The organism is Sandarakinorhabdus sp., from assembly GCF_987265915.1.
On record NZ_OZ503948.1, the window covers coordinates 1,922,145 to 1,948,876 of the forward strand.

Below are 26,732 nucleotides of genomic sequence, written 5' to 3' on the forward strand. Positions count from 1 at the left end.
GGTTCAATGGCGCTCGATGGTAACCGGCAGGTTGGTATAGCCATGCACGAAGCATTGCACGACATGTTCGGGCTGGCCGGTGACCCGCACCGTCATGTGCCGCGCCAGCATCTGTTCGAGCAGGATCTGGATTTGCAGCTCCGCCAGCCGGGCGCCGACACAGCGGTGCACGCCAAAGCCAAACGCCAGGTGGCGGCGGGCGTTGGCGCGTTCGATGTCGAGGCGCTCGGCATCGGGAAACACGCTTTCGTCGCGGTTGCCGGATAGATACCACATGACGATCTTGTCGCCCTTCTTCACCGGTTGGCCGGCGATCTCACTGTCGGCCACACAGGTGCGACGCATGTGGGCCAGCGGGGTTTGCCAGCGGATGATTTCGGGCACGGCGCCGGCGATCTTGCCGGGATCGTCGATCAGCTTGCGCCATTGATCGGGATAGCGATCAAACGCCGCCATTGCGCCCGACATGCTGTTGCGGGTGGTATCATTGCCGCCCACGATCAGCAGGATCAGATTCCCGATCCGCTCTTGATCCGGCATGTTTCCCATCGATTCCGAATGAACCATCATCGAAATCAGATCGTTGGTTGGTGGCAGCGCCTTGCGCTCGGCAAACAGCCGATCGAAATAGGCCAGCATGTCCTTGCCATGCTGCACGGACTGGGCGGCAGTTTCCGGGTTGAGTGCCATTTCGATATCGCCGGCAATATCGGACCACAAGGTCAGCAGATGCCGATCCGCCCACGGGAAATCGAACAAGATGGCCAGCATGTCGGTGGTCAGCGGGATTGATACCCGCTCGACCCAATTGAATTGCTCGCCAATCGGCAGCGTATCGAGCAGTTCGCCCGTGCGCCGCCGGATGGCATCGGCCATTTTTGCCATTTCGCCGGGACCAAAGGCCGGCGCGATCACCCGGCGCTGTTCGCCATGATAGGGCCGGTCTGCCGCGATGAACTGCGGACGGTTGATCTCCCCCACCTGGTCCAGGATGGTGATGCCGCCATATTTCATGTCGGACGAAAAAATATCGGGCCGGGCTTCGACCGCTTGGATATCGGCATGGCGCGATACCGACCAGAAGGGGCCGAACGGGCTGTTCGGCTGGAAATGCACCGGCGCTTCTTCGCGCAGCCGTTCAAAGACTGGCCGCCAGCTGTCGGTCGCATACAAGGTGGCATCAGACGTATCGATTGCCGACAGCGGCACATCCAGGCCGAACGCAGGTGCAAGAGTCGCCATGTGATCCTCCCCATTTTTGCTGCCGCCATTCGGCGGTCATTCGTGCGATGCTATCAAGCATTCCGGTTATGGCAAAGGGTTCTTCCATGGCGATTCCCGCGCTGGGCAATGTCGATACCAGCATCGATCCCACCCGCGATCAGGTGCGGCACTTGCGCGATTCCGGCCGCGACGGCCCGGTGGTGATGCTGAACCTGCTGAAATTTCGCGCGGAGGCGCAATATCCGCCCGAGCTGGGCTTGCCGGCGTGCAGCGGCGTGGACGCCTATGCCCGTTACCAGCACGCCTTCACGGTGGCGGTGGGCGATATCAGCCAGGCGCAGGTGATCTATGATGGCCCGTGCGAGCAGGTCTTCATCGGCCAGGCCGGCACGGCGGAAGCCGATTGGGACAAGGTGCTGATGGTGCGCTATCCGTCGCGGCAGCATTTCCTGAACATGATGGCTGATGGTGGCTATCGCGATGCGCTGGTGCATCGTTATGCCGGGCTGGAACGCACGGTGCTGATTCAGTGCGGGGGCTGAATTGCCGTCATGATCCAGCCGTTTTTGGGGGGCGGCTTGTCGCGGCTGTTGCACCGCAGCGCCAGCGGAGTATGAACAGCAAACAACATGCGCCGCCGTTTCCGGGCTGGCGCAAGGGGGTATGATGGCTTCTCGTCCGATTGCGCCGCCGCCAAGGCCTTTGTCACCGCACCTGACCATCTGGAAATGGCGGGTGCACATGGCGGTTTCGATCCTGAACCGGGTCACCGGCCATGCGCTGGCCTTTGGCGCCGTGCTGATCTTTGCCTGGTGGCTGGCGGCGCTGGCCAGCGGGCCGGACTATTTCCGTTTCTTTCAGTCGATCGTGGTGTCGCCGTTCGGTGCGCTGGTTGGCATCGGCCTGACGTGGGCGATGTTCCAGCACATGGGCGCGGGCATCCGCCATTTCATCATGGATGCCGGCGAAGGCTTTGATCTGGTCACCTCGCGTCGCACGGCGTGGGCGACGATCATCTTTGCTGTCGTTGCCACCGCGGCGCTGTGGGGCTTCATCATCCTGGGCAAGGGGCTGTAACGATGGGCAACGGAACCCAATTGGGCCGGGTGCGCGGCCTGGGCGCTGCGGGCGGCGGCATCGTGCACCACTGGTGGGTGCAGCGCGTGACCGCGGTGGGCAATCTGTTCCTGGTGCTGTGGTTTGTCATCAGCCTCGCCCGGCTGCCCAGCCTGGATTATGGCAGCACCTTGCTGTGGCTGCGCCAGCCGCTGGTGGCGGTGCCGATGTGCCTGCTGATCGTCACGGTGTTCTGGCATTTCCGGCTGGGCGTGCAGGTCATGCTGGAAGATTATCTGCATGGGTCAAAGCGCGTCATCGCCATGCTGGCGCTGAATTTCTACACATTCGCCCTCGCCGCCCTCGCACTGTTTTCGGTGCTGAAGGTGGCGTTGGGCACTGCTGCCTGAGACGATGGGAAATATACGTGGCTGAAGCCTATCAGATCATCGATCATGTTTATGATGCCGTGGTGGTGGGGGCCGGCGGCTCCGGCCTGCGCGCGGCGATGGGCATTGCCGAAGCCGGGCTGAAAACCGCCTGCATCACCAAGGTGTTCCCCACCCGCAGCCACACGGTGGCAGCGCAGGGTGGCATTGCCGCGGCGCTGGGCAACATGGGGCCGGATCACTGGACCTGGCACATGTATGACACGGTGAAGGGCAGCGATTGGCTCGGCGATCAGGACGCGATCGAGTATCTGTGCAAGGAAGCGCCGGCAGCGGTTTATGAGCTCGAACATTTCGGCGTGCCGTTCAGCCGCACCGAAGCGGGCCGCATCTATCAGCGCCCCTTTGGCGGCATGATGCAGAACATGGGCAACGGCCCGCCGGCGCAGCGCACCTGCGCCGCCGCCGACCGTACCGGCCACGCCATGCTGCACGCGCTCTATCAGCAGAGCCTGAAGTACAGCACGGATTTCTATATCGAATATTTCGCAATCGATCTGATCATGGTCAACGGCGAGTGCAAGGGCGTGATCGCCATCAACATGGAAGATGGCAGCATCCACCGCTTCCGCAGCCACCAGACCGTGTTGGCCACCGGCGGCTATGGCCGCTGCTACTTCTCGGCGACCTCGGCGCATACCTCTACTGGTGATGGCGGCGGCATGGCGATCCGCGCCGGCGTGGCCATGCAGGACATGGAATTCGTGCAGTTCCACCCCACCGGCATCTATGGCGCCGGCGTCCTGATCACCGAAGGCGCGCGCGGGGAGGGTGGTTATCTGACCAACTCGGCCGGCGAACGCTTCATGGAGCGGTACGCGCCGTCCGCCAAGGATCTGGCTTCGCGCGACGTGGTCAGCCGTTCGATGGCGATGGAAATCCGCCAGGGCCGCGGTGTGGGTGCAGAGGGCGATCATATCCACCTGCATCTCAATCACATCGATCCGGCCGTGCTGGCGCAGCGCCTGCCGGGCATTTCCGAAACCGCGAAGGTTTTCGCCGGGGTGGATGTGACCAAGGCGCCGATCCCGGTGGTGCCGACGGTGCACTACAACATGGGCGGCATCCCGACCAATTATCACGGCGAAGTCGTCACCCTGAAGGATGGCAACCCTGACAGCGTGGTGCCCGGCCTGTTCGCGGTGGGCGAAGCCGCCTGCGTGTCGGTGCACGGCGCCAACCGCCTGGGTTCGAACAGCCTGATCGATCTCGTTGTGTTCGGCCGCGCCACCGCGCATCGTGTGGCGGCCATCCAGAAGGCCAACGCCGCGCATCAGCCGCTGCCGAAGGACAACGCCGATTTCGCGCTGGGCCGCCTTGATGGCTTCCGCCACGCCAAGGGCGGCTCCACCACCGCCGAAGTGCGCCTGGCCATGCAGAAGACGATGCAGGCCAACGCCGGCGTGTTCCGCACCAGCGAAATCCTCGATGAAGGCGTGCGCAAGATCGATGCCGTCTATCAGCGCATGGCCGATATCGGCACCACCGATCGTTCGATGGTGTTCAACACCGATCTGATCGAGACGCTGGAACTGGACAACATGATCGGCCAGGCGGTTTTGACCGTGCACATGGCGCAAGCCCGCCACGAAAGCCGCGGCGCCCACATGCACGAGGATTTCCCGACCCGCGATGACGACAAGTGGATGGTGCACTCGCTGGGCTGGTTCCGCGATGGTTCGGTGGAACTGGCGGCGCGGCCGGTGCACACCTACACGCTGTCGGACGACATCGAGTATATCAAGCCGAAGGCGCGGACGTATTGAGCGCATATGAGTAGTCTCAATTCCGCTAAGGGTTGGCTGGATTTTGGTGCTACTCTTGTAGCGTCGTCAGGACTTGCAACACTGTCCGTTGGTCTCGTGTCCTACGCCTATGCGAGGGGGCTACTTGGATCAATAAATTCGCCAATCATATCTATTCTATCGTTTTCGGATATAATTTGGCTGTTTTTAGCTTCGAGTAACATTATTTATATATCAATTCTTATGTTTATGTTATTTTTGTCGTCAATATATTTTTTCAGATTCGAATCAGATCCTACAGCCTCTACGAAATTCAATTATTTATTTTTTATTTTGTTTCCGATATTTGGTTCCTTTGGAACATTTAAATTACTAGGGGGTAGTTTCTTTAGTATAAAATTGCTTTGGTCTGTTTCTATTTCTCTGCTTTGTGGGTTTTTTATAGTTATAAAATATATACCAAAAATTCCTACAGAGATAAAGATATTGTTAGTATGTGGATCTTTCTGTTCAATGTTGTTTGGCGCTACTCTGTCGGGTGCAGAGGATTTTCAAGTGCGGATAGATAGGCCCTCCGCCATTCTTAATACAGATCGCGGGTCAGAAAGCGTGAGCATTATATTTATGACTCCTGAACATGTTCTTCTACGATCAGATTCAGGAATAAGATTGATGAACTATGATCAAGCAAGTGCGCTATCATATTTACAGAAAAAACCTATAGCTATTCGCGATTTCAACGAAGCTATCGAGTGTGATTTCTTTCTCAGATATATGTCAAAAACGCCTGTAAAATGTAAATAAGTTTCCTTTCAAAATTGATACTTATGCCTCACAATCAGCGTTGGCAGTGCGATTTACGATTCCTATCCATCATGGTTCGTGCGGTTTCCATCAAGAGATTTAATACTTGTTTCTGTAACACAAACGACGGCCGAATCTCACGTCAATCGATCATCCCATTGTCGCTCCTCCTTACCTGATGTAAGGATTAGGAATGTCCACCGCCGTCCTCTCCAGCAAAGGCCAGTTGACCATTCCCGCCGATGTGCGCGCAGATTTGCGGTTGAACACTGGTGATCGGGTCAGTTTCGAGAAGGCCGAGGATGGCAGCTACACGATGAGGGCCGTGAAGGGCGACATCATGCGGCTGGCCGGTATCCTGAAGCATGACGGGCCGACGGTTTCGATCGAGGACATGAACGAGGGCATCCTCGATGCCGCGGCAGAGCGTTTCCGGCGCGAAACGCGTTGATTGCCATTGATACCAATGTGCTGGTGCGGCTGCTGGTGCATGATGAGCCTGCCCGGCACGAGGCGGCAAAGCGCTTTTTCAAGCGCCACCCATTGCCCTCACGCGCCCGCTGCATCCAGCCGGTCGGCCAACCACATCTTGATCAGGGCCTGGCGCGTGACGCCGCGCTGCTGGGCCTGGGCATCCAGGCGGGCGACCATGTGGGCGGGGAAATCCACATTCACCCGCTTGCTGACCTGACCGGGGCGACGGGCACGGCTCATATCCAGAAACTCTGACACATCTTCGCCATCGTCAAAACGGCGGTCGAACTCTTCAGCGGAAATAGTCCTCACGTTCCTCACTCCTGGCACGCCTGACGGATATGATCCTGATATTGCTGCCCCGATAGGTGACAATGGCCGACCAGACCACATCGTCGATTCGCCCGGTCACCAGCCAGCGTTCTTCGCCGCTGGCCACCGGTGATGGAATCTCCAGCCGATCCGCATCGCCCCACAGGCTTTGTGCCGTCACAAAATCAATGCCATGCTTGGCGAGATTGGCATCGCTCTTGATGGCATCCCATTCGAACATCACCGTCCCCATCTAGCACGGAAATGATATGATTTCACCACCTATTGCCGCAGCGCGTCATATCGGCAGTTGTCAGCCGCAGATGAGGAGGTTAGCGTTGCAAATCTCGATAAAGTGAGCGGTCATGGCTGAATTTTCCCTCCCCCCGAACAGCGTCATCAAGGGTGGCGGCAAGTCCTATCCGGCGCCGGCGGGGGCCGCGCGGACCAAGAGCTTCAAGATCTATCGCTGGAACCCGGACGATGGGCAGAACCCGTGGTACGACACCTATGCGCTTGATCTTGATGCCACCGGGCCGATGGTTCTGGATGCGCTGATCAAGATCAAGAATGAGGTGGACGCGACGCTCACCTTCCGCCGCTCGTGCCGCGAAGGCATTTGCGGGTCGTGCTCGATGAACATCGATGGCACCAATACGCTGGCGTGCACCATGCCGATCGCCGATGTGAAGGGCGAGGTGGTGATCACGCCGCTGCCGCACATGGAGGTGATCAAGGACCTGGTGCCGGACTTCAAGCATTTCTATGCCCAATATGCCTCGATCAAGCCGTGGTTGCAGACTGTTACCGCCGCGCCGTCGGGCGAAGAGCGCGTGCAGAGCCCGGAGCAGCGCGAGCAACTCGATGGCCTTTACGAATGCATCCTGTGCGCCTGCTGCTCGACGGCCTGCCCGTCGTACTGGTGGAACAGCGACAAGTTCCTCGGCCCAGCCATCCTGCTCCAGGCCTATCGTTGGCTGGCCGACAGCCGTGACGAGATGACCGGCGAACGGCTGGATGCGCTGGAGGACCCGTTCCGCGTTTATCGCTGCCACACCATCATGAACTGCGCCAATGTCTGCCCCAAGGGCCTCAACCCGGCCAAGGCGATTGCCGAGATCAAGTTGATGATGCTGGAACGGGTGGGCTGAAGCGCCTGGTTGCAGATGGCACTCGTTTGGCCTGTATCTTGCAGTGCAGCATCAGCTTTGATAAGGCGAGAAGATGGGCGCCCGTTGAGTGCCACGGGTCCTGAGGGTGGAAGGGTGACGACGTGAAATCAACTCTGGCCACGAGATCAGCCTTCTTGCGGTACGGTCAACGCATCCTGCCGGAATATTCGAGTGTCGAATACAAGCGCTGGTGGCCGGCAGCCAAGCTGTTCGCGATTGCCACGCTGATATTCTTGTCAATCTTCGTTGGAATGGTGACAGCGGCCGGAGGGACGCGAGCCGTCGGCTTCATCATTGTGCCGCTCGGGGCGATGTTTGGCCTGCTCCTGTGGCTGTTGCCTGATGTCGATCGGGTCAGCAATCCACCGATTTACAAGCTTGCTATCGCCTATCTGATTGCGATGGTGGCATGGCCAAATTATATCGCGGTGGCATTGCCAGGGCTGCCATGGATTACTCCGCCTCGGCTGATACTGGGTGCTTTGCTGGTTACCATGGTGGTGTATTTTGCCCAGCATGCCGAAGGTCGTCGTGCAATTTCCAATATTCTCGGCTTCGACAAGATCGCCTTGGGCCTCTACGCACTGTATCTGGCGACTGTCGTGTGGACCTTGCCCATGGCGCCGCACCCCGTAGACACCGTCCGATATTCCCTCATGCAAGAAATCTTGGCTCTGTCCCCCATGATCGCCGTTGCGTGGGCGTTGGCAGATATGCGGCGAATAAGGCCGATCATGTTAATGCTAAGTTTGACATGCATCTTCACGATGTTGGTATCAGTGCTTGAAAACTGGATGCAACAGCCACCCTGGTTGAACTTCATCCCGTCCTTCATGCGAATTGATCCAAATCTGCTGGAAACTTATCTTAGTTCCCAGACGCGCCTTGGCGATGGCCGGTATCGTACTCGTTCTACGTTTGGCATCGTTCTCTTTTATTCACAGTATTTGTGTTTGGCGTTTCCGCTTCTTTTCGAAGAAATTCGAAAGATGCGGGGAACGAAGATTGTTCTGGGCATATCGCTGGTCGCCCTTGTTCTGCAGACCGTGTGGTTTACAAACAGCAGAACAGCAACCTTGGCGATGTTGATCCCTGTTTTCGGCGGCGCAGTACTGTATGGATTTCGCTTGATCGCGTTCCGTCGGTCTGGTGATCCGTTCAAATCACTTTTAGTTCTCGTATTTGTGTTCGCTGCTGTTGTCGCTATGGCCGGCGCCATCGCCAGCAGTCACAGATTGCAAACATATACCATCGGCGGCAAGCAGCATGCTACCAGCGATGAGGTACGCGACACGCAATGGGCCAGTGCAAGGAGCCAGCTTCTAAAGAATCCTATCGGTGTCGGTAATGGCAATTCTCCACCGGTGGTTGGGCAGATCAGTCCGCAAGGCGTTTATATTATCGATAGCCTCTACATCAATTATCTCGTTGACTTTGGGCCAATTGGGTTTATCGGCTTCTTCGGCTGTCTTGCCAGATTGTCATGGCTCGGAATCATCACTTATCTTCGCGCTGAAGATGATACGGATGAATTGGCCGGGTCTCTGGCATTTGGCATCATCAGCTTCATCATTACGGCTTATGTTATCAGCAGTACTGATAACAATTATATGGTGTTGACTCTTGGTGCCTGCATCCTTGCGCTGCATCGTCGGCAGACGCTGCGTATCGCAGCCGCCCCGCCGACCCGGGCATTGATGCACTCAGCCGTTACGGCTGTCGCCCGCACATGATGCCTGCAAACGGCAGGCTTGGCGGTGGCTTGGTGGGTGAGCCTGCAATCAAGGCTGGAGCCGGCATGTCTGCGCGGTCCTTGATGTGGTTTGTTGGAGTGCGCTTCTGTACAGCGCCAGATTTGGCGATGAATTCTGGCTCGAACGTGGTGCGGATTTGAACTGCATCAATTGTGGATCATGGCGATGAAGTGATTGGACGGATAAAGGCCATGATTGGCGTTGCAGCGGCAACCCGGGTGATCGAATTGAAGTTTGAAATCGTGAGCTGACGCTGCATCACATCGGATTTTCCGGGATGGGCGGTTTTGGAAGGTGGGTTGCATGCCAATGATCGTGGAAGTGGCTGCTGCAACCCTGTTGGCACCAATCGCATCAGCTTTTCGCACCCCGCTGGCTGGCCGAGAACGTCTTTGCGGCGGGCGCATGCTGCCCTGGTTTGCGCGGACCTGCCTCGATATGTTCTTTGTTTTCACGTCCAGCCAAGTCCATGTCGGAAAGGCCAGCTGACCCTTGTGACTATGCCGACGTCTTTGGGAGCATCGGTCTGGCAGAGACTGGCATCGCCGGCTCTGGTCGCTTATGCCGTGACGGGTGCCGCCGCGGCATCGTCTGCCATATCCGGCATCATCATCGCGCGATACGCGGGGGCGGAAACCCTTGGCCACTATGCTTTGGGCATCTCCACTGCGCAGGTTCTGTCCACCTTCGCCCTTTTTGGTCTTGATCGGATTGGCCTGCGCGAGGTGGCGGGCGACCTGGAATCGGGGCTTGGCGGTCGGGCGCGGGCAAGCTTGTGGCGCATGACCCGCTTTGTCGCGCTCGTTGCAACATCAGTTATCACATTTTACGTTCTGCTGACCATCAACTTTCCAAGCCTTATTGGTGGTGATCCCAATACGATGCTCGCGGCGTCCATGGGCATCCTGGTGTGGCCGATGATGAAGATGGCGTCTGGCGGCCTGCGGGGATCGGGTGCACCCATTATCGGCCAGATCTGCAATTCTGCGGGGATTTGCTTGTTCGCGCTTGTCATCCTGGCGCTGGCGATTGCCAAGGTCCCGCTTTCCGCAGGGCTGGCCATCCTCTTGTTTTTCATCGTGAACGGCCTTTCAGCAGGGCTCGGCTGGGCGAGTTTGATTACGCGCGCCCGGAACTGGGGGCTGCCGGCAGCCCCCCGAAATCTTGATTACAGCCGAGCAGGCCTGATGATAATGGCCATCAGTTTCATGCATATCGCCGCAGATTGGTCACTGCTCATTCAGATCAGCAGCACCGGCAGCGCTGCCGCAACTGGCGTCTTCCGCGCGGCCTATCAGATCATCACCATAGGCACGCTCATCGTTACCACGTCCGAAAACTTCGTTTCTGGCCCGATTGCTGCTGATGTTCGCGCCGGCCGCCTCGACCTTGCCTGGCGACGACACCGCCGCGCCACCTGGTTGATGCTGGCGATGGGCGGCCCGCCGATATTGGCCTTGATCTTGATGCCTGGGCCAATCGTCGCCTTCGTTTACGGGCCCGAATTTGCGGGCGCGGCTTTGCCGCTTGCGATCATGGCTTTTGGACAGTTGTGCAACTTGTTCGCTGGCCCCGTTGGCGCCATCATCATCATGTCCGGCAACGAGCGCCTCCAGATCGGCATCACCATCGCCAGCTTGGGAATATTGGCGATCTGCCTGTTCACGTTGATCCCCTGGTATGGTCCCGCAGGTGCTGCCACGGCGGTAACGGGGATGATCGCTTTCCGCGCCATCGCGAATGTTGTGGTCGCGCGCCGTTATGTGTCCCCGGTACGCACGCCCTGACGTGCTGATATCCGGCCGCCAGCGGTCATGGCTTGCGCGACCAAGGGGGTTTTTCGTGGCAGGCTAATCCGGACCACAGTCCCGGATTGTCACGCGCGAACGGTCTGGACGGTCGCGGCTCCGGGCGCTAACCGTGGCGATCATGGCGCGCGAAACCTTCACTGATGGCCCCAATGCTGGCTGGACCTGCTGGCGCCGTGATCCCGACGGGCGCTTCGCCTCCATGCTCGGCGATTTTTTCTTTCGCGAAGGGCCGCGCGGCGTGGAATGCCGCATGGAAACCGCGCGCAAACACAGCAATGGCCTGGGCTATCTGCACGGCGGTTTTATCATGTCGTTCATCGACATGGCGATGTTTGCCTTCATCTTCCGCCAGCTGGAAAACAGCGCCGCCGTCACGCTCAGCTGTGCCACAGATTTTTTGTCGGCCGGCATCGTCGGCAAGCCAATCGAGGCGCACGGTGAAATCTTGAAGGAAACCGGCAAGATGCTGTTCGTGCGCGGGCTGGTGACGCAGGATGGCGTAAACCTCGCCAGCTTCACCGGCACGATGCGCAAGATCCCGCGCGTGGCGCGGCCCAGCGGTGAGGGCCATGCGACCCGGCCCGGGGAAACTCAGGTTGACTGACGTTCTCAGCCGCTATCTGGCGTTGCTGGCGGCGGGCGAACTGAAGGTCGACGCAGCCCAGGCCGGCGTGGTGGGACAACTGGCGGCACTGGAATCCGCGCTGGCGCAGCCGGCGCCAACGCCGGGCCTGTTCGGCCGCCTGTTGGGCAAGTCGCCGCCGCCGGCTCCGGCAGGCCTGTATATCTGGGGCGGGGTGGGTCGCGGCAAATCCATGTTGATGGATCTGTTTTTTGCCGCCTCCAGCGTCAGCCCGAAGCGCCGGGCGCATTTTCACGAATTCATGGCCGATGTGCACGGCGCCATCCATGCTCGCCGCCAGGCCGGCGATGCCGATCCGTTGATGAGTGTGGCCGAGGCCATTGCGGCATCGGCACGCCTGCTGTGTTTCGACGAGATGCAGGTGAAGGACATCGCCGACGCCGCCATCCTGTCGCGCCTGTTCACCGCCTTGCTGGCGCGTGGCGTTACGGTAGTCACCACCAGCAACCGGCCGCCGACCGATCTCTACAAGGACGGCCTCAACCGGCATCTGTTTTTGCCGTTCATCGATCTGTTGCAGGCACGGATGCAGGTGATCACGCTGGATGGTCCGACCGATTATCGCCTGGCGCGATTGTCGGGCACGCAGACCTGGCATGTGCCGAATGGGCCAGAAGCCAGCGCCGCGCTGTCGGCGGCCTTTTTCCGGATGACCGATTATCCGCCGGAGGATCGCGCCAATGTGCCGACCGCCGAGCTGGAATTGTCGGGCGGGCGGACATTGCATGTGCCCAAATCGCTGAAGGGCGCCGCCGTGTTCAGCTTTGCCCGGCTGTGCCGCAATCCGTTGGGGGCGGCGGATTATCTGGCAATCGCGCGCAATTATCACACGGTGCTGATCGTCGGCATTCCGGTGCTGGGGCCGGAACGGCGCAACGAGGCGATCCGCTTCATCCACCTGATCGACGCGTTGTACGAGTGGAAGGTGAAGTTGATCGCTGCCGCTGATGCGGAACCGGCCGGCCTGTATGTTGCCGGCGATTCGAGCTTCGAATTCGAGCGCACGGTGAGCCGGTTGATGGAGATGCAGTCGGCGGATTACCTGGCGCTGGGGCATGGCGGGTAGCGCTTACGTGTAACCGCCTCCCAGTTTTGCCCGGATAGGTGCATGCTGCGGTTGCACACAGCGCCGCGTCGCTCTATCCAGCCTGCGACATTCTGACCAACGCAACGGAAAGGCCCAACCCCATGGCTCGCAAGAAAATCGCCCTGATCGGCGCCGGCAATATCGGCGGCACGCTGGCCCACCTGGCGGCGCAGCGCGCGCTTGGCGATATCGTGCTGTTCGACGTGGTCGATGGCGTGCCGCAGGGCAAGGCGCTCGATCTGGCGCAGTGCGGCCCTGTCGAAGGCTTTGATGTCTCCCTGAAGGGCAGCAATGATTATGCCGACATCGCCGGTGCCGATGTGATCATCGTGACGGCCGGTGTCGCCCGCAAGCCGGGCATGAGCCGTGATGATCTGCTCGGCATCAACCTGAAGGTGATGAAGGCGGTGGGCGAAGGCATCAAGGCCAATGCGCCGGGCGCCTTCGTGATCTGCATCACCAATCCGCTCGATGCGATGGTGTGGGCTTTGCGCGAGTTTTCGGGCCTGCCGCATCACATGGTCGTCGGCATGGCCGGGGTGCTCGATTCGGCGCGCTTCCGGCATTTCCTGGCCGACGAATTCAAGGTGAGCGTGCGCGACGTGAACGCCTTCGTGCTCGGCGGCCATGGCGATACCATGGTGCCGGTGATCGAATACAGCACGGTCGCCGGCATCCCGGTGCCCGATCTGATCAAGATGGGCTGGTCCACGCAGGAGCGTATCGATGCCATCGTGCAGCGCACCCGCAGCGGCGGCGGCGAGATCGTCGCGCTGCTGAAAACCGGCAGCGCCTTCTATGCGCCGGCCACCAGCGGCATCGAGATGGCCGAAGCCTATCTCTACGACCAGAAGCGCCTGCTGCCCTGCGCAGTGAACCTGTCCGGCCAATATGGCGTGAATGATCTTTATGTCGGCGTGCCGGTGGTGATCGGCGCCGGCGGCGTGGAGCGCGTGGTGGAAATCGCCCTGTCGGATGAGGCCAAGGCCAATTTCACCGTGTCGGTCGATGCGGTGAAGGAACTGCTGGCGGCGTGCCGGGCGATTGACCCGTCGTTGGCTTGAGGGGCAGTACGAAAGCGTTCGCACAAATGCATGTAATCACCAGCACGATTGCAGACGGAGAGAATGAACTCCTCTTCCTGCCGCCTCAATTTGCCTTCGGCATTGGCGTCGAGTTGTTGATCGAACGCAAGGGCGACAAACTAATCTTGTCACCTTTGCCACCTGAAGGCGGTGCCGAGCTTGAACCCACGATTAGATCGGGCCTGTGAACTTTACTCGCTATGCTGATCGGTCGGTAATTATAGATTGGCCAGCGATGCATGGTAGCGCTTGCCGCCGTAATGCTGCACCGCCATAAATCGCCCGCCATGCGTTTGCGCGCAACGAGTCACGACCAACATCCACCCACAGGGGGACGACAGTGAACATCCATGAATATCAGGCCAAGGAACTGCTGGCCAAATTTGGCGTCCCGGTGCCAATCGGCTTTGCAGCACTCAGCGTTGATGAGGCTGTCGCCGCCGTGGCGCAACTGCCCGGCCCGCTCTATATCGTGAAGGCGCAAATCCATGCCGGTGGGCGCGGCAAGGGCAAGTTCGTCGAGCTTCCGCCCGAAGCCAAGGGCGGTGTCCGCCTGGCGCGCAGTGCCGATGATGTGCGCGCCGCGGCCACCGACATGCTTGGCAACACGCTGGTCACCATTCAGACCGGCGCGGCCGGCAAGCAGGTCAATCGCCTCTATGTCACCGACGGCGTCGATATCGCCAAGGAACTGTATCTGGCCATGCTGGTCGATCGTGCCAGCGGGCGCATTGCCATCGTCGCCAGCACCGAAGGCGGCATGGACATTGAGGACGTGGCGCACAACCACCCCGAGAAGATCCACACCATCACCATCGATCCGGCCACCGGCGCCATGCCGCACCATGGCCGCGCCGTCGCCGCTGCGCTTGGCTTGACCGGCGATCTGGCCAAGCAGGCCGAAAAGGTGACGCTGAAGCTGTATGATGCCTTCGTCGGCACCGATGCCAGCCAGATGGAAATCAACCCGCTCGCCGTCACGCAGGATGGCAAGCTGCTGGTGCTCGATGCCAAGGTTGGTTTCGACAGCAACGCGCTCTATCGCCACCCCGATCTGGTCGCGCTGCGCGACCTGACCGAGGAAGACCCGGCCGAGGTGGAAGCCTCCAAATATGATCTGGCCTTCATCAAGCTGGATGGCAACATCGGCTGCCTGGTCAATGGTGCCGGCCTCGCCATGGCGACCATGGACATCATCAAGCTGAACGGCGCCGAACCGGCCAATTTCCTCGATGTCGGCGGCGGCGCCGACAAGGAGAAGGTGACCAACGCCTTCAAGCTGATCCTCAAGGACCCGGCGGTGCAGGGCATTCTCGTTAACATCTTCGGCGGCATCATGCGTTGCGATATCATTGCCGAAGGCATCATCGCCGCCGCGAAGGAAGTGCAATTGTCCGTGCCGCTGGTGGTGCGCCTGGAAGGCACCAACGTCGAATTGGGCAAGGAAATTCTCGCCAATTCGGGCCTGCCGATCGTGTCGGCGGACAATCTGGGGGATGCGGCGGCCAAGATCGTCGCCGAAGTGAAGAAGGCCGCCTGACATGAGCATCCTCGTCAACGCCAACACCCGCGTCATCACACAGGGTTTCACCGGCAAGCAGGGCACGTTCCACAGCGAACAGGCCATTGCCTATGGCACCAAGGTCGTCGGCGGCACCGCGCCGGGGAAGGGTGGTTCCACCCACCTCGGCCTGCCGGTGTTCGATACCGTGGCGCAGGCCCGCGAAGCCACCGGCGCCGATGCGTCGGTGGTCTATGTGCCGCCGCCCGGTGCCGCCGATGCGATCTGCGAAGCCATCGCCGCAGAAATCCCGCTGGTCGTCTGCATCACTGAAGGCATTCCGGTGCTCGACATGGTCCGCGTCAAGCGCGCGCTGCAGGGTTCCAAAACCCGCCTGATCGGGCCGAATTGCCCCGGCGTGCTGACGCCCGGCGAGTGCAAGATCGGCATCATGCCGGGCAATATCTTCCGCAAGGGTTCGGTTGGCGTCGTCTCGCGTTCGGGCACGCTCACTTACGAAGCCGTCCACCAGACAAGCGCGGTTGGCCTGGGCCAGACGACGGCGGTCGGCATCGGCGGCGATCCGGTGAACGGCACCAATTTCATCGACATGCTGGAACTGTTCCTGGCCGATGATGCGACGCAATCCATCATCATGATCGGTGAAATCGGCGGCGATGCCGAGGAGCAGGCCGCGCAGTTCCTGATCGACGAAGCCAGGCGTGGCCGCAAGAAGCCGATGGTCGGCTTCATCGCCGGCACCACGGCGCCTCCGGGCCGCCGCATGGGCCATGCCGGCGCCATTGTGTCCGGTGGCAAAGGCGACGCGGCCTCCAAGATGGCGGCGATGGAAGCCGCCGGCATCCGGGTGTCACCGTCGCCCTCGTTGCTCGGCGAGACCCTGATCGAGGTACTGAAGGGCTGAATTTTGCAGGGCCGCCATGTCGGGGGAACATGGCGGGCATGCGGCAGTTTGTCATGACATGCGGTTCATGTGTCGTTACAGTCGAGATGACGACGCGTTCGAGGAAGTGAAGATGGATATCGAAGCCCTGCTGCCAGGCCCCGAAGATCGGCCGGGGCCAAGCTGGGCGCGGCCAAATTGGCCGATCCTGCCGGGCGACGATCTGACCCGCGGGTTGGATGCGGCAGCGATGTTTGCCGACAATCCCGCCAAGGTGGCAGCGCGCGCCGCCGGTGCCGCGGCGGCAGGCGGCGCCAGCCCGGCCGAAGTGGCGCGGGCGGCGCAGGATTCGATCAGCGCGATGATGTTGCTGCGCACCTATCGCGTGCGCGGGCATCTGGCGGCCAATCTCGATCCGCTCGGCCTGTCTACGCGTGACCTGCCGGCCGATCTCACGCCGGGCTGGCATGGCTTTGGCCCGAATGATCTCGATCGCCCGGTCCACATCGGCGGCGCCCTAGGCCTGCAAACCGCGACCATCCGCGAATTGGTGGCGATCCTGCAGCGCAATTATTGCGGCAATGTCGGCCTCGAATATATGCACATCAACGATGTGGAGGAGCGGCGCTTCCTGCAGGAAAAGTTCGAAGGCCGTGACAAGGACATCAACTTCACCGCCAACGGCAAGCGCGCGATCCTGAACAAGCTGCTGGAAGCCGAACAGTTCGAAAAATTTCTCGGCCGCAAGTTCGTCGGAACCAAGCGATTCGGCCTGGATGGCGGCGAATCGATGATCCCGGCGATGGAATCGATCATCAAGGTCGGTGGCCAATTGGGCATCACGGAAATGGTGTTCGGCATGCCGCACCGCGGCCGGCTGAACATGCTGGCCAATGTGATGCAGAAACCGTTCCGCACCATCTTCCACGAATTTGCCGGCGGATCGTCCAATCCCGATGATGTCGGCGGGTCGGGCGATGTCAAATATCACCTCGGCACCAGCACCGATCGCGAATTCGATGGCAACAAGGTGCATCTGTCGCTGGTCGCCAACCCGTCCCACCTTGAGGCGGTCGATCCCGTCGTGCTCGGCAAGGTGCGCGCCATCCAGGATCTGATCGGCGATGCCGATCGCCGCAAGGTGATGCCGGTGTTGCTGCACGGCGATGCGGCGTTCGCGGGGCAGGGCATCGTCGCGGAATGCTTCGGCTTTTCCGGCCTGACCGGCTATGGCACCGGCGGCACCATCCACTATGTGGTGAACAACCAGGTCGGCTTCACCACCAGCCCGCAGTTTGCGCGATCATCGCCCTATCCGTCCGACATGGCCAAGATCGTGCAGGCGCCGATCTTCCACGTGAATGGCGATGATCCCGAAGCTGTGACCTTCGCCACCAAGGTCGCCACCGAATTCCGCCAGCGCTTTGGCCGCGATGTGGTAATCGACATGTGGTGCTATCGCCGCTTTGGCCACAATGAAAGCGACGAGCCGAGCTTCACCCAGCCGTTGATGTATGCCGCCATCGGCAAGAAGAAGGCGGTGAGCGAGCTGTATGCCGAGCGTCTGGAACGCGAAGGCGTGCTGACGACAAATGATTACAAGGCGATGATCGACCAGTATGTGAACATGCTGGAGGATGAATTCGACGCTGCTGCCGGGTTCAAGGCCAATGAAGCCGACTGGTTCGGCGGGCGCTGGGCCGGGTTGGGTCGGCCCAAGGAAGGCATTGCCAGCCGCCGCGCCGCGATGACCGGGGAATCGATCACGCAATTGCGCGAGATCGGCAAGGCGCTGACTCAGGTGCCCGAAGGCTTCAACATCCACCGCACGCTGGCGCGTGTGCTCGATGCCAAGGCGGAAATGTTTGCCACCGGCACCAATATCGATTGGGCGACCGGTGAGGCGCTGGCGTTCGGCACCTTGCTGAAAGACGGGTTCAACGTGCGCCTGTCGGGCCAGGATGTCGGCCGCGGCACCTTCAGCCAGCGCCATTCGGTGTGGACCGACCAGAAGGACGGCAGCCGGTACGTGCCGCTGAAATCGGTGGGGCCGGGCTTTGACGTGCTCGACAGTCCGCTGTCGGAATTCGGCGTGCTCGGTTTCGAATATGGCTATGCGCTGGCCGATCCCAAGACGCTGACCCTGTGGGAAGCGCAGTTCGGCGATTTCGTCAACGGTGCCCAGACCATCATCGATCAGTTCATCGTATCCGGCGAAATCAAATGGTTGCGCGCCAACGGCCTCGTCATGCTGTTGCCGCATGGCTATGAAGGGCAGGGTCCGGAACACAGCTCGGCGCGCATGGAGCGTTTCCTCAGCCTGTGCGCCGAAGACAATATCCAGGTTGCCAATTGCACCACGCCGGCGAATTTCTTCCATCTGCTGCGCCGGCAGATGCTGCGCGATTTCCGCAAGCCCTTGGTGGTGTTCACGCCCAAATCGCTGCTGCGCCACAAGCGCGCGGTGTCAAATCTGGCCGACATGGGGCCGGCGACGACCTTCCACCGCTGCCTTGATGATCTGGCGCCGTGCAGCCCGGAAAAGATCCGCCGGCTCGTGCTGTGCACCGGCAAGGTCTATTATGATCTTCTCGACGCGCGTGAGAAGGAAAGCCGCGACGATGTCTACTTGTTGCGGGTGGAGCAGCTCTACCCGTTCCCCGGCGACGTGGTCAGCGAATATGCCGCGAAGTTCCCCAATCTGGAGCAGGTGGTGTGGGCCCAGGAAGAGCCGCAAAATGGCGGCGCTTGGACCTTTGCCGCACCGTTGATCGAAGCCTGCCTCGGCCGCCGCCCGATCTATGCCGGCCGCGCACCGGCGGCGGCGACGGCAACCGGCCTTTTGAAGCGCCACAATGCCGAACAGGCCAAGCTCGTCGCCGAAGCGCTGGGGGCCACCAACACGCAAGTCGCTGCTGCGATCCGCAGCGGCGCGACGGATAATTGAGAGAGCATAGACCATGGCCGTTGACGTTGTTGTGCCCACCCTGGGCGAATCCATCACCGAAGCTAGTGTTGGCCAGTGGCTGAAGCAGCCGGGCGATGCCGTGGCCGCCGACGAAGCCATCGTGGCGCTGGAAACCGACAAGGTCGCGGTGGAAGTGCCGTCCCCCATCGCTGGCGTGATGGGCGAGCAGTATCACCAGACCGGCGACACGGTGACCGTGGGTGCGCTGCTCGCGCGGATCGAGGCCGGCGCCGCGGTGGCGAGCGCGCCGCCAGCCCCGGCAGCGTCTGCACCGGCCGTTACGGTTGAAGCCGTGGTGCCGGAACTGGCCGCATCCGATGCGATGATCGCCACCGGTCATGCAGCGGCGCAGGCCGGCACGGCGCATGAGGCGATCAGCCCGGCGGTGCGGGGCCTGATCGACAGCTATAATCTCGATCCCGCCAGTATCAGTGGCACCGGCAAGGATGGCCGGCTGACCAAGGGCGATGTGTTGGCCGCGATCGAAGCCGGCACGGCGCGGGTGAATGCCCCAGCAAAGGCTGCGGCCCCGGCGGTTGCACCGCCTGCGGTCGTGTCCGCCGCCCCGGCTGCACGCCGGGAAGAGCGGGTACGGATGACCCGCCTGCGCCAGACCATCGCGCGCCGCCTGAAGGAAGCGCAGAACAGCGCCGCCATGCTGACCACGTTCAACGATGTGGACATGAGCGCGGTGATCGAGGCGCGCGCCCGGTACAAGGATCTGTTCGAAAAGAAGCACGGCGTTCGCCTTGGCTTCATGTCGTTCTTTGCCAAGGCCGTGGTGCTGGCATTGAAGGATGTACCTTCGGTGGGCGCCGCGATCGAAGGCGACGAGATTGTTTACAAGGATTATGCCGATCTTGGCGTCGCGGTGTCTTCGCCCGGCGGCCTGGTGGTGCCGATCCTGAAGGATGCGCAGGCCAAGAGCTTTGCCACCATCGAAAAGGAAATCGCCGATTTCGGCCGCCGCGCTCAGGCCGGCACGCTGACCATCGCCGACATGCAGGGCGGCAATTTCACCATCTCCAACGGCGGCGTGTTCGGCTCCTTGCTGTCCACGCCGATCCTCAATCCGCCGCAATCGGGCGTGCTCGGCCTGCACCGCATCGAGGATCGGCCGGTGGTGCGTGACGGCGCCGTTGTTGTGCGTCCCATGATGTACATGGCGCTGAGCTATGACCATCGCCTGATCGATGGCCGCGAAGCCGTGACCTTCCTGGTGCGCGTGAAGGAAGCCATCGAAGACCCGGCCCGGTTGTTGATCGACCTGTGATGGACGCATGGCGGCGGCAATGGTAGAATTGGTGCACCCATTCTACCATGAGGCTTGAGCCATGCAGATGAACATCAAGAATCCTGATGCCTGCCTGATGGCGCAGCAGATCGCTGCCTTTACTGGCAAGAGCATCACGGCAGTCGTCAAGGATGCGCTGGCCAGCGAACTGGAACGGATAAATCGCGTCAAGGCTGACGATATCGAACATCGGATGCAAAGACTGGCCGAACTGACGGCCGCCATTCGCAGCAATATGCCCAAGCCGCTGCCCACCCAGGCAGAACTGGATGCTTGGATGTATGATGATGATGGTCTGCCAAAGTGATTGTTGATTCCTCAGCCTTGCTCGCCGTCATTTTCGCTGAGCCTGAAGGAGATGAGTTTGGCCAGTTGATCATCAGCAACGGCACGGCCAGATTGCCGGCGGCGAGTTATGTTGAGGTCAGCCTGAAGCTGGATCGTGGTTTGGCAGGGCGACAGAACCCGTTGCTGGAGCAAACGCTCGCCGTGTTGCGGCTGGAGATTCTGGCGATGTCGGTACAGCAGGCGCGTCTGGCGCGAGATGCCTTCAATCGCTTTGGCAACGGTAATGGTGGCCCCCTGAATTTCGGCGATTGCCTCAGCTATGCCGCTGCGCGCGAACTGGATTTGCCTTTGCTGTTCAAGGGCGACGATTTCACCCGAACCGATATCACCCCGGCGTGGCCGGCAGGAGCAAACCCATGAGCGATTTTGATGTGTGCGTGATCGGTGGCGGCCCTGGCGGCTATGTGGCGGCCATCCGCGCGGCCCAGCATGGCCTGAAGGTAGCGTGCATCGAAAAGCGCGCCGCGCTGGGCGGCACTTGCCTGAATGTGGGCTGCATCCCATCCAAGGCATTGCTGAACGGCAGCCATCTCTATGAGGAACTGGCCGGCGGCCACCTCGCCAAGTTCGGCGTGAAGGCCGACAATGTCTCCTTCGATCTTTCCACCTTGCTGGGGGAGAAGGACAAGGCGGTGAAGGAACTGACCGGCGGCATCGCCATGCTGTTCAAGAAGAACAAGGTGGAATGGATCAAGGGTGCGGCGAGCTTCGTCGACGCCAAATCGGTGCAGGTGGAAGGCCGCACCATCACCGCGAGGAATTTCATCATCGCCACCGGCTCCGAAGTCGCGCTGTTGCCTGGCATCGCGCCCGATGGCGAGGTGATCATCACTTCCACCGAGGCGCTCAGCCTGCCCAAGGTGCCCGGCCATCTGGTGGTGATCGGCGGCGGCTATATCGGTCTTGAGATGGGCAGCGTCTGGCGGCGGCTCGGCGCCAAGGTCACGGTGGTGGAATATGCGCCGCGCATCGTGCCGGCGATGGACATCGAAGTCGCGGACGCCTTTGCCAAGATCTTGAAGAAGCAGGGCCTTGAGCTGAAGACCTCCACCAAGGTGGTGAGCGTGGCGCGCGATGGCGCTGGCGCCGTGGTGACGGTGGAGCCGGCGGCGGGCGGCGCGGCCGAAACCATCGCGGCGGATATCGTGCTGCTGTCGATCGGCCGGCGGCCCAACACCGATGGCCTCAATCTGGGCGCGACCGGCCTGGCGGTGGATGCCAAGGGCCGCATCCCCATCGATCATCATTTCGCCACCAACGTGCCCGGCATCTGGGCGATCGGCGACGTGGTGGAAGGCCCGATGCTGGCCCACAAGGCCGAAGACGAAGGCTTGGCCTGCGCCGACAATATCGCGGGCCTCGCCGGTTACGTGAACCATGATGTGATCCCGGCCGTGGTCTACACCCACCCGGAGGTCGGCACCGTCGGCAAGACCGAGGAAGAATTGAAGGCCGCCGGCGTCGCCTACAAGGTCGGCAAGTTCCTGTTCGCCGCCAACAGCCGCGCCAAGACCAACCGCGACACCGACGGCTTCGTGAAGATCCTGGCCGACGCGAAGACCGACCGCGTGCTGGGTGTGCACATCATCGGTGCGCTCGCCGGCACGATGATCGCGCAAGCCGCGCAGGCGATGGAGTTTGGCGCGTCTTCCGAAGATATCGCGCTGACCTGCCATGCGCATCCGACACACTCGGAGGCGTTGAAGGAGGCGGCGATGGCGGTGACGGGCAAGCCGATTCATATGTAGCGCAGCGCGGCGCGCAAGTAGCGGTGCTAATTGCCGACTCGCGCAAGCTCGGACCCTGTCCTTCGCCGGGGCAGGCTTGAGCGGAAGGGGCGGGCCTCCCCGCCCTCTTTTGTCTCGTCCGATGGCGTGGCTCAATCGCGCACTTTCTTCCTTCCTTGTCTAAACACCTAAAGCGGATGCGGCGGCTTCGCCGCCGGCCGTTTGCAATATGCACATGGACCGGAGAACCCCTCCGCCTCACTTTGCTCAGCACCTGCCATGAGAGGAGAGCAACGCGAGATCGGCGATGGCGCCAGGATGCTCCCCTCACGGGGAGGCGGCTCTCGGAGGGCGACGGATGGGTGACGGCCCGCGCGCGCACCGCTACAAGCGAAATCATGCTCTCCCCTCGCGCCACTCGCACCGTTCGCTGGCTCCATCTGTGGACCGGCGTGATCGTTGGCATCCAGATCATCCTGTGGGTGGCATCTGGCCTGGTGATGGTGGTGCGGCCGCTGGAGGTGGTGCGCGGCGATGACGTGCGGCGCGACAAGCCTGCGCTCAGCATGCCGGCCGGGTTGCCGGCGCTGACCGGGGTCGAGAAACTGGAATTGGGCCAATTGCTTGGGCGACCGGTATGGAAATTGACCGACGGGCAGGGCAAGCGGCTGCTCGATGCCGCCACCGGTCAGCCGATTGCCATCACGCCCAATCAGGCTGAAGCCATCGCGCGGGCGGGCACGACGCTGGGCGGGCCGGCAACGCTGACGGCGGTCAGCGCGGCCCATCCGGCCAGCGACTGGGGCGACACGGCGGGATATCGGGTGGAGTTTGCCGGTGAGACCCGCGTCTACATCAACACCCAGGGCGAGATCGGCGCAGTGCGCACGCCGTGGTGGCGCTTTTACGATCTGTTCTGGGGCCTGCACATCATGGATTGGCAGGAGCGCGACAACACGCATGGGCCGGTGATCATCGCCACAACCTTGCTGGCGCTTGGCGTGGTACTGACCGGCGCGCTGCTGACGATCAAGCATTTCTGGCGCCGCCGCTGATGGCGATTGTGCCGGTTCCGCTGCCGCCGCTGGAGCCCCTGTTGGCGGTGCTCGACATGGCCGGGGTGGCGGTGTTTGCCGTGTCCGGCGCGCTGGCGGCGGCGCGCATCAAGCAGACCATCGTCACCTTCGCCTTTTTCGCGGCGGTCACCGGCATTGGCGGCGGCACGCTCAGGGATCTGCTGATCGGGGCGCCGGTATTCTGGGTGGGGCGATCGGATTATCTCGGAATCTGCCTGGTCGGGGCGGCCGCCGTCTGGCTGCTGCGCGCCGATCGCTGGCGGCTGAATGCGCTGCTGTGGTTCGATGCGGTCGGCCTTGGTGCCTATGCCGTGCTGGGGGCGGCCAAGGCGCTGAACTATGGCGTTCCGGCGCTGCCAGCAGTGGGTATGGGCGTGCTTACGGCCAGTTTTGGCGGCATCGTGCGTGATCTGCTGGCGGGTGAGCCGTCGATCCTGCTGCGCAAGGAAATCTATGTTTCCGCCGCTGCACTGGGGGCGGGAACCTATGTCGGCCTGACCTTGCTGGGCTTGGGGCTATGGCCGGCTGCGATCATCGGGGCCGCCGCCGGCTTTGGCCTGCGGGCGCTGGCCATCGCCACCGGGCTGTCGTTGCCCGGTTACCGCGACGATTGAGCCAACGCAGCGAGCCTGCTGACCGTGTCGGCGCTGGCGCGTGCCGTGACCGGGCGGGGGCTGCCGCCGGCGGCGCATTCGAGGCAGGCGGCCTGCATGGTGGCACCGCGGCCCGATGCCAGGAAGGCGAAATCCGCCATGCTGCTGAGCAGGCGCTGGCGGGAGGCCAGCAGCAGCCGCGCCCAGGGATCACGCGCCTCCTGCTCGGTTTCGGTGCTGCTGAAGCTCTTCAGCGCCTTGACCCAGGCCGGCTCCGGCTTTTCGATATCGATCACCCGCACTTCGCCCTTGATGTCGGCCTTTTTGGCGGCTGCGGCGATGGCCGCATCAAGCCCGCCCATCTGGTCAACCAGTTTCAGGCGCTGCGCCTCCGTGCCGGCCCATACGCGGCCCTGCGCAATGCGATCAACCTCGGCCACCGGCAATTTGCGCGCCTGTGCGACCAGGTTGATGAAGCGCTGATAGGTGTTTTCGACGCCCATCTGCAGCACCTGGCGCACTTCGGGGGACAGGCCGGCGACCACATCCGGCTCGCCGCTGTAGGGGGTCGTCTTCACGCCATCGCTGTTGATGCCCAGATTGTTCAGCGCCCGCGGGAAGCTGGGCAGGATGGCGAACACGCCGATCGAACCGGTGATGGTGGACGGCTGCGCGAAAATCTCGTCCGCCGCTGTGCCCACCCAATAGCCGCCGCTGGCCGCTACCGGGCCAAAGCTGGCGACCACCGGCAGGCCATCGGCCTTGGCGCTGATCAGGGCAGCACGGATTTCTTCCGATGCTGTCACCGAACCGCCGCCTGAATCAACGCGCACCACCAGCGCCTTGATGCTTGGGTTTTCGTTGAGCGCTTCTTCAAGGGCATGGCGGATCGTGGTGCTGCCGGCGGTGCCGCGCGGCGCTTCGCCATCGACGATATTGCCGCTGACATAGACGACGCCGACGGCATCGCCGCTGGTCTTGTCTTGGCCGGCAGTGGCGCTGAGATAATCGGTAAGCGATACGCCGGCATAGTGGCCCCAATATTCAAGATCGCCGTCACCGACAAGTTTGACCATCGCGGCGTCAAAATCGTCTCGGCTGGCGAGCTGATCGACCAGCTTGGCATTGAGCGCGGCGCGGGCCCCATCGCCGCCGGCCTGGCCAAGGCGCTGCGGCAGTTGCGCGATGAACGACGGCACATCGGCCGCTGGGCGCAGCCGCTTCACATCGGCAAGCCAGCTGTTCCACAGGCTGCTGGCCAGCGCCTGATCGGCGGCCTTGGCTTCGGGCGAGGCGCTGGCGCGGGTGTAGGGTTCCACGAAGCTTTTATAGGTGCCGACGCGGAAGACGTTGACATCGATCTGCAATTTTTCGAGCGCCCGGGCAAAATACAGCCGCGATCCGCCGGGGCCGGTGAAGATCACGCCGCCCAGCGGATTGAGCCAGATGCGGTTGGCGCCGGCCGCCAGCAGCCAGCTGTCATCGGAATAGGCGGTTGCCCAGGCGTGCACCGGCTTGCCGGTCTTGCGGAACCGGCTGATGGCGTCGGTTACGGCGGCGATATTGGCTTGGCCGCCGCCGGCAAACAGATCGAGATCGAGCACCAGCGCCTTGATGCGGCTGTCTGCGGCGGCGCGATCGATGCCGCGCACGATATCGCGCAGCTGCGCTTCAGTGGCGACATTGCCGCTGATCGTGTCGAACGGCGATGTCTCGCTGCCTTGATCGACAATAGACCCATCCAGCGACACCACCAGTGCGCCGCCGTCCGGCACGGTGGCCGGCGAAGAGCCGGACAGCGCCGCCGAAACCGCGACGAAGAAGATCACCAGCAAGGAGAGGACCAGCAGATCCTTGATGCCAACGATGACGCGCCAGATCAGACCAAGTGTTTTCAAGAGAACGCACCTTCAGAACCAAATGTCCGTCAGATCCTTAGCAGGCCGGCATGCCCTGCCGCAACCGGCTCGCGCGCCATGCCGCAGCCGGCCGGCACCGGCGCCGGTCATTCGGGCAGGAAGTTCAGCTCAATCAGCCGGTCGGGCGTGGCGCGGCATGTCGCAGGCGTTGCATGGGTATCGTTGGGCCAGCTGGCTTCGAGCGGGATCTGGAATTGCCAGTCGCCATTGTTCACGTTGGTTTGCACGCTGCCCAGTAAGCGGATCGACGTGCCGCCGGTCGCGCCGATCTGGCGCGCCGCTTCTTCGACGCAACGGCGGAACGCGGGCTGGGCGGCCGGCGTCACCCGGTCTGGGCCGATGTTGATTGCGGCGGGCGTCTTGGCGCCGGGTTGGGAGGCGCCGTCCGCTTCCTTCTTCTTGCCCTTTGAAAGCAGCAGGGCCAGCAGGCCGGCCGCGACCGCAGCGCCGGCAATGACCGCGCCGGTCGATGCGCCACCACCACCGCGGCGCAATTCGAATTCGGCCCGGCACCCATTGTTCACCCAGATATAGTTGCGGGCGGTACCCCAATTGCGGCCGTTTGAACAATTGCCGGCAAGTACCCGCGACAGGCGAACCCCATCGCGGGTGTCGGCGTTGCAGCGGGCATAACGATAATTCCAACTTTCGCAGCGAACGATTTGTCCGCCTTGATTGTTCCAGCCGTTGTTGTTTCCCCAATTGGATTGGGCGGCCACCGGTGCAGCCAGTGACGCTGAAAACAATGCCACAAGTGCGGCCAGGCCGGCGCTGCGCTGCATGAAA

The 26,732-nt window shown here is 61.7% G+C and carries 27 protein-coding genes; 22 read left to right on the plus strand and 5 right to left on the minus strand.

The features are described from left to right. Positions 1 to 3 precede the first annotated feature (3 nt). The gene (locus AC6UUM_RS09335) at positions 4 to 1,242 is read right to left on the minus strand and encodes a cytochrome P450 (RefSeq protein ID WP_500802010.1); all 1,239 of its coding nucleotides are present in this window, start codon (positions 1,240 to 1,242) and stop codon (positions 4 to 6) included. A gap of 86 nt (positions 1,243 to 1,328) precedes the next feature. On the opposite strand from AC6UUM_RS09335, the gene AC6UUM_RS09340 reads away from it, so the two are divergent. The 5 genes from AC6UUM_RS09340 to AC6UUM_RS09360 all read left to right on the plus strand — a co-directional run bounded on the left by AC6UUM_RS09340 (position 1,329) and on the right by AC6UUM_RS09360 (position 5,729). Beyond that, positions 1,329 to 1,766 (plus strand): hypothetical protein, encoded by a 438-nt coding sequence (locus tag AC6UUM_RS09340; protein WP_500802011.1) that lies wholly within the window; start codon positions 1,329 to 1,331, stop codon positions 1,764 to 1,766. A gap of 124 nt (positions 1,767 to 1,890) precedes the next feature. After that, positions 1,891 to 2,301, plus strand: coding sequence for a succinate dehydrogenase, cytochrome b556 subunit (gene sdhC / locus AC6UUM_RS09345; protein WP_500802012.1), 411 nt, complete (start codon positions 1,891 to 1,893; stop codon positions 2,299 to 2,301). Positions 2,302 to 2,303: 2 nt separating this feature from the next. Then, positions 2,304 to 2,690, plus strand: coding sequence for a succinate dehydrogenase, hydrophobic membrane anchor protein (sdhD, locus tag AC6UUM_RS09350; RefSeq protein ID WP_500802013.1), 387 nt, complete (start codon positions 2,304 to 2,306; stop codon positions 2,688 to 2,690). A gap of 17 nt (positions 2,691 to 2,707) precedes the next feature. Beyond that, positions 2,708 to 4,495: a succinate dehydrogenase flavoprotein subunit gene (gene sdhA / locus AC6UUM_RS09355; RefSeq protein ID WP_500802014.1), complete on the plus strand. Its 1,788-nt coding sequence runs from the start codon at positions 2,708 to 2,710 to the stop codon at positions 4,493 to 4,495. Between the two features lie 976 nt (positions 4,496 to 5,471). Further along, positions 5,472 to 5,729, plus strand: coding sequence for an AbrB/MazE/SpoVT family DNA-binding domain-containing protein (locus tag AC6UUM_RS09360; protein WP_500802015.1), 258 nt, complete (start codon positions 5,472 to 5,474; stop codon positions 5,727 to 5,729). A 98-nt stretch (positions 5,730 to 5,827) separates the two neighbouring features. Here AC6UUM_RS09360 and brnA read toward each other — a convergent pair whose 3' ends face one another. Together brnA and AC6UUM_RS09370 are read right to left on the minus strand one after the other, a co-directional pair. Beyond that, entirely contained in the window at positions 5,828 to 6,145 is a 318-nt protein-coding gene (gene brnA / locus AC6UUM_RS09365) for a type II toxin-antitoxin system BrnA family antitoxin (RefSeq protein WP_500802016.1), read from the minus strand. Continuing rightward, positions 6,045 to 6,305, minus strand: coding sequence for a BrnT family toxin (locus AC6UUM_RS09370; protein ID WP_500802017.1), 261 nt, complete (start codon positions 6,303 to 6,305; stop codon positions 6,045 to 6,047). Before AC6UUM_RS09370 ends, brnA begins: the two co-directional genes overlap by 101 nt. 124 nt (positions 6,306 to 6,429) lie before the next feature. On the opposite strand from AC6UUM_RS09370, the gene AC6UUM_RS09375 reads away from it, so the two are divergent. The 17 genes from AC6UUM_RS09375 to AC6UUM_RS09455 all read left to right on the plus strand — a co-directional run bounded on the left by AC6UUM_RS09375 (position 6,430) and on the right by AC6UUM_RS09455 (position 24,048). Continuing rightward, a complete protein-coding gene (locus AC6UUM_RS09375; RefSeq protein ID WP_500802018.1) occupies positions 6,430 to 7,215 on the plus strand; it encodes a succinate dehydrogenase iron-sulfur subunit in 786 nt (261 codons plus the stop codon). 122 nt (positions 7,216 to 7,337) lie between these two features. Continuing rightward, on the plus strand, positions 7,338 to 8,969 hold the full coding sequence (locus AC6UUM_RS09380; RefSeq protein ID WP_500802019.1) for an O-antigen ligase family protein: 1,632 nt from the start codon (positions 7,338 to 7,340) through the stop codon (positions 8,967 to 8,969). A 324-nt stretch (positions 8,970 to 9,293) separates the two neighbouring features. Continuing rightward, positions 9,294 to 9,479: a hypothetical protein gene (locus tag AC6UUM_RS09385; protein WP_500802020.1), complete on the plus strand. Its 186-nt coding sequence runs from the start codon at positions 9,294 to 9,296 to the stop codon at positions 9,477 to 9,479. 77 nt (positions 9,480 to 9,556) lie between these two features. Continuing rightward, positions 9,557 to 10,777, plus strand: coding sequence for a lipopolysaccharide biosynthesis protein (locus AC6UUM_RS09390; RefSeq protein ID WP_500802021.1), 1,221 nt, complete (start codon positions 9,557 to 9,559; stop codon positions 10,775 to 10,777). A 142-nt stretch (positions 10,778 to 10,919) separates the two neighbouring features. Then, positions 10,920 to 11,405: a PaaI family thioesterase gene (locus AC6UUM_RS09395; protein WP_500802022.1), complete on the plus strand. Its 486-nt coding sequence runs from the start codon at positions 10,920 to 10,922 to the stop codon at positions 11,403 to 11,405. Then, complete coding sequence (gene zapE, locus AC6UUM_RS09400; protein WP_500802023.1) at positions 11,398 to 12,510, plus strand: cell division protein ZapE; 1,113 nt, start codon at positions 11,398 to 11,400, stop codon at positions 12,508 to 12,510. The genes AC6UUM_RS09395 and zapE overlap by 8 nt, the downstream gene beginning before the upstream one ends. A gap of 122 nt (positions 12,511 to 12,632) precedes the next feature. Beyond that, complete coding sequence (mdh, locus tag AC6UUM_RS09405) at positions 12,633 to 13,595, plus strand: malate dehydrogenase (protein ID WP_500802024.1); 963 nt, start codon at positions 12,633 to 12,635, stop codon at positions 13,593 to 13,595. A 26-nt stretch (positions 13,596 to 13,621) separates the two neighbouring features. Beyond that, entirely contained in the window at positions 13,622 to 13,804 is a 183-nt protein-coding gene (locus AC6UUM_RS09410) for a hypothetical protein (protein WP_500802025.1), read from the plus strand. 152 nt (positions 13,805 to 13,956) lie between these two features. Continuing rightward, positions 13,957 to 15,156: an ADP-forming succinate--CoA ligase subunit beta gene (sucC, locus tag AC6UUM_RS09415; RefSeq protein ID WP_500802026.1), complete on the plus strand. Its 1,200-nt coding sequence runs from the start codon at positions 13,957 to 13,959 to the stop codon at positions 15,154 to 15,156. Between the two features lies 1 nt (position 15,157). Beyond that, the gene (gene sucD / locus AC6UUM_RS09420; RefSeq protein ID WP_500802027.1) at positions 15,158 to 16,042 is read left to right on the plus strand and encodes a succinate--CoA ligase subunit alpha; all 885 of its coding nucleotides are present in this window, start codon (positions 15,158 to 15,160) and stop codon (positions 16,040 to 16,042) included. Positions 16,043 to 16,154: 112 nt separating this feature from the next. Next, entirely contained in the window at positions 16,155 to 18,968 is a 2,814-nt protein-coding gene (locus AC6UUM_RS09425) for a 2-oxoglutarate dehydrogenase E1 component (RefSeq protein ID WP_500804943.1), read from the plus strand. 13 nt (positions 18,969 to 18,981) lie between these two features. Further along, the gene (gene odhB, locus AC6UUM_RS09430) at positions 18,982 to 20,262 is read left to right on the plus strand and encodes a 2-oxoglutarate dehydrogenase complex dihydrolipoyllysine-residue succinyltransferase (protein ID WP_500802028.1); all 1,281 of its coding nucleotides are present in this window, start codon (positions 18,982 to 18,984) and stop codon (positions 20,260 to 20,262) included. Between the two features lie 67 nt (positions 20,263 to 20,329). Continuing rightward, the gene (locus AC6UUM_RS09435) at positions 20,330 to 20,590 is read left to right on the plus strand and encodes a type II toxin-antitoxin system VapB family antitoxin (RefSeq protein ID WP_500804944.1); all 261 of its coding nucleotides are present in this window, start codon (positions 20,330 to 20,332) and stop codon (positions 20,588 to 20,590) included. Continuing rightward, positions 20,587 to 20,991, plus strand: coding sequence for a type II toxin-antitoxin system VapC family toxin (locus AC6UUM_RS09440; protein WP_500802029.1), 405 nt, complete (start codon positions 20,587 to 20,589; stop codon positions 20,989 to 20,991). Before AC6UUM_RS09435 ends, AC6UUM_RS09440 begins: the two co-directional genes overlap by 4 nt. Next, on the plus strand, positions 20,988 to 22,379 hold the full coding sequence (gene lpdA / locus AC6UUM_RS09445; protein ID WP_500802030.1) for a dihydrolipoyl dehydrogenase: 1,392 nt from the start codon (positions 20,988 to 20,990) through the stop codon (positions 22,377 to 22,379). Before AC6UUM_RS09440 ends, lpdA begins: the two co-directional genes overlap by 4 nt. Positions 22,380 to 22,720: 341 nt before the next feature. Continuing rightward, on the plus strand, positions 22,721 to 23,413 hold the full coding sequence (locus AC6UUM_RS09450; RefSeq protein ID WP_500802031.1) for a PepSY domain-containing protein: 693 nt from the start codon (positions 22,721 to 22,723) through the stop codon (positions 23,411 to 23,413). Next, on the plus strand, positions 23,413 to 24,048 hold the full coding sequence (locus AC6UUM_RS09455) for a trimeric intracellular cation channel family protein (protein WP_500802032.1): 636 nt from the start codon (positions 23,413 to 23,415) through the stop codon (positions 24,046 to 24,048). Before AC6UUM_RS09450 ends, AC6UUM_RS09455 begins: the two co-directional genes overlap by 1 nt. On the opposite strand, the gene sppA is transcribed toward AC6UUM_RS09455, so the two are convergent. After that, positions 24,033 to 25,925 carry a signal peptide peptidase SppA gene (gene sppA, locus AC6UUM_RS09460; protein ID WP_500802033.1) on the minus strand — a complete coding sequence of 631 codons (1,893 nt, stop codon included), beginning with the start codon at positions 25,923 to 25,925 and terminating at the stop codon, positions 24,033 to 24,035. The two genes, AC6UUM_RS09455 and sppA, sit on opposite strands and share 16 nt — an antisense overlap. Before the next feature lie 107 nt (positions 25,926 to 26,032). After that, on the minus strand, positions 26,033 to 26,728 hold the full coding sequence (locus AC6UUM_RS09465; protein ID WP_500802034.1) for a DUF3011 domain-containing protein: 696 nt from the start codon (positions 26,726 to 26,728) through the stop codon (positions 26,033 to 26,035). Positions 26,729 to 26,732 lie beyond the last annotated feature (4 nt).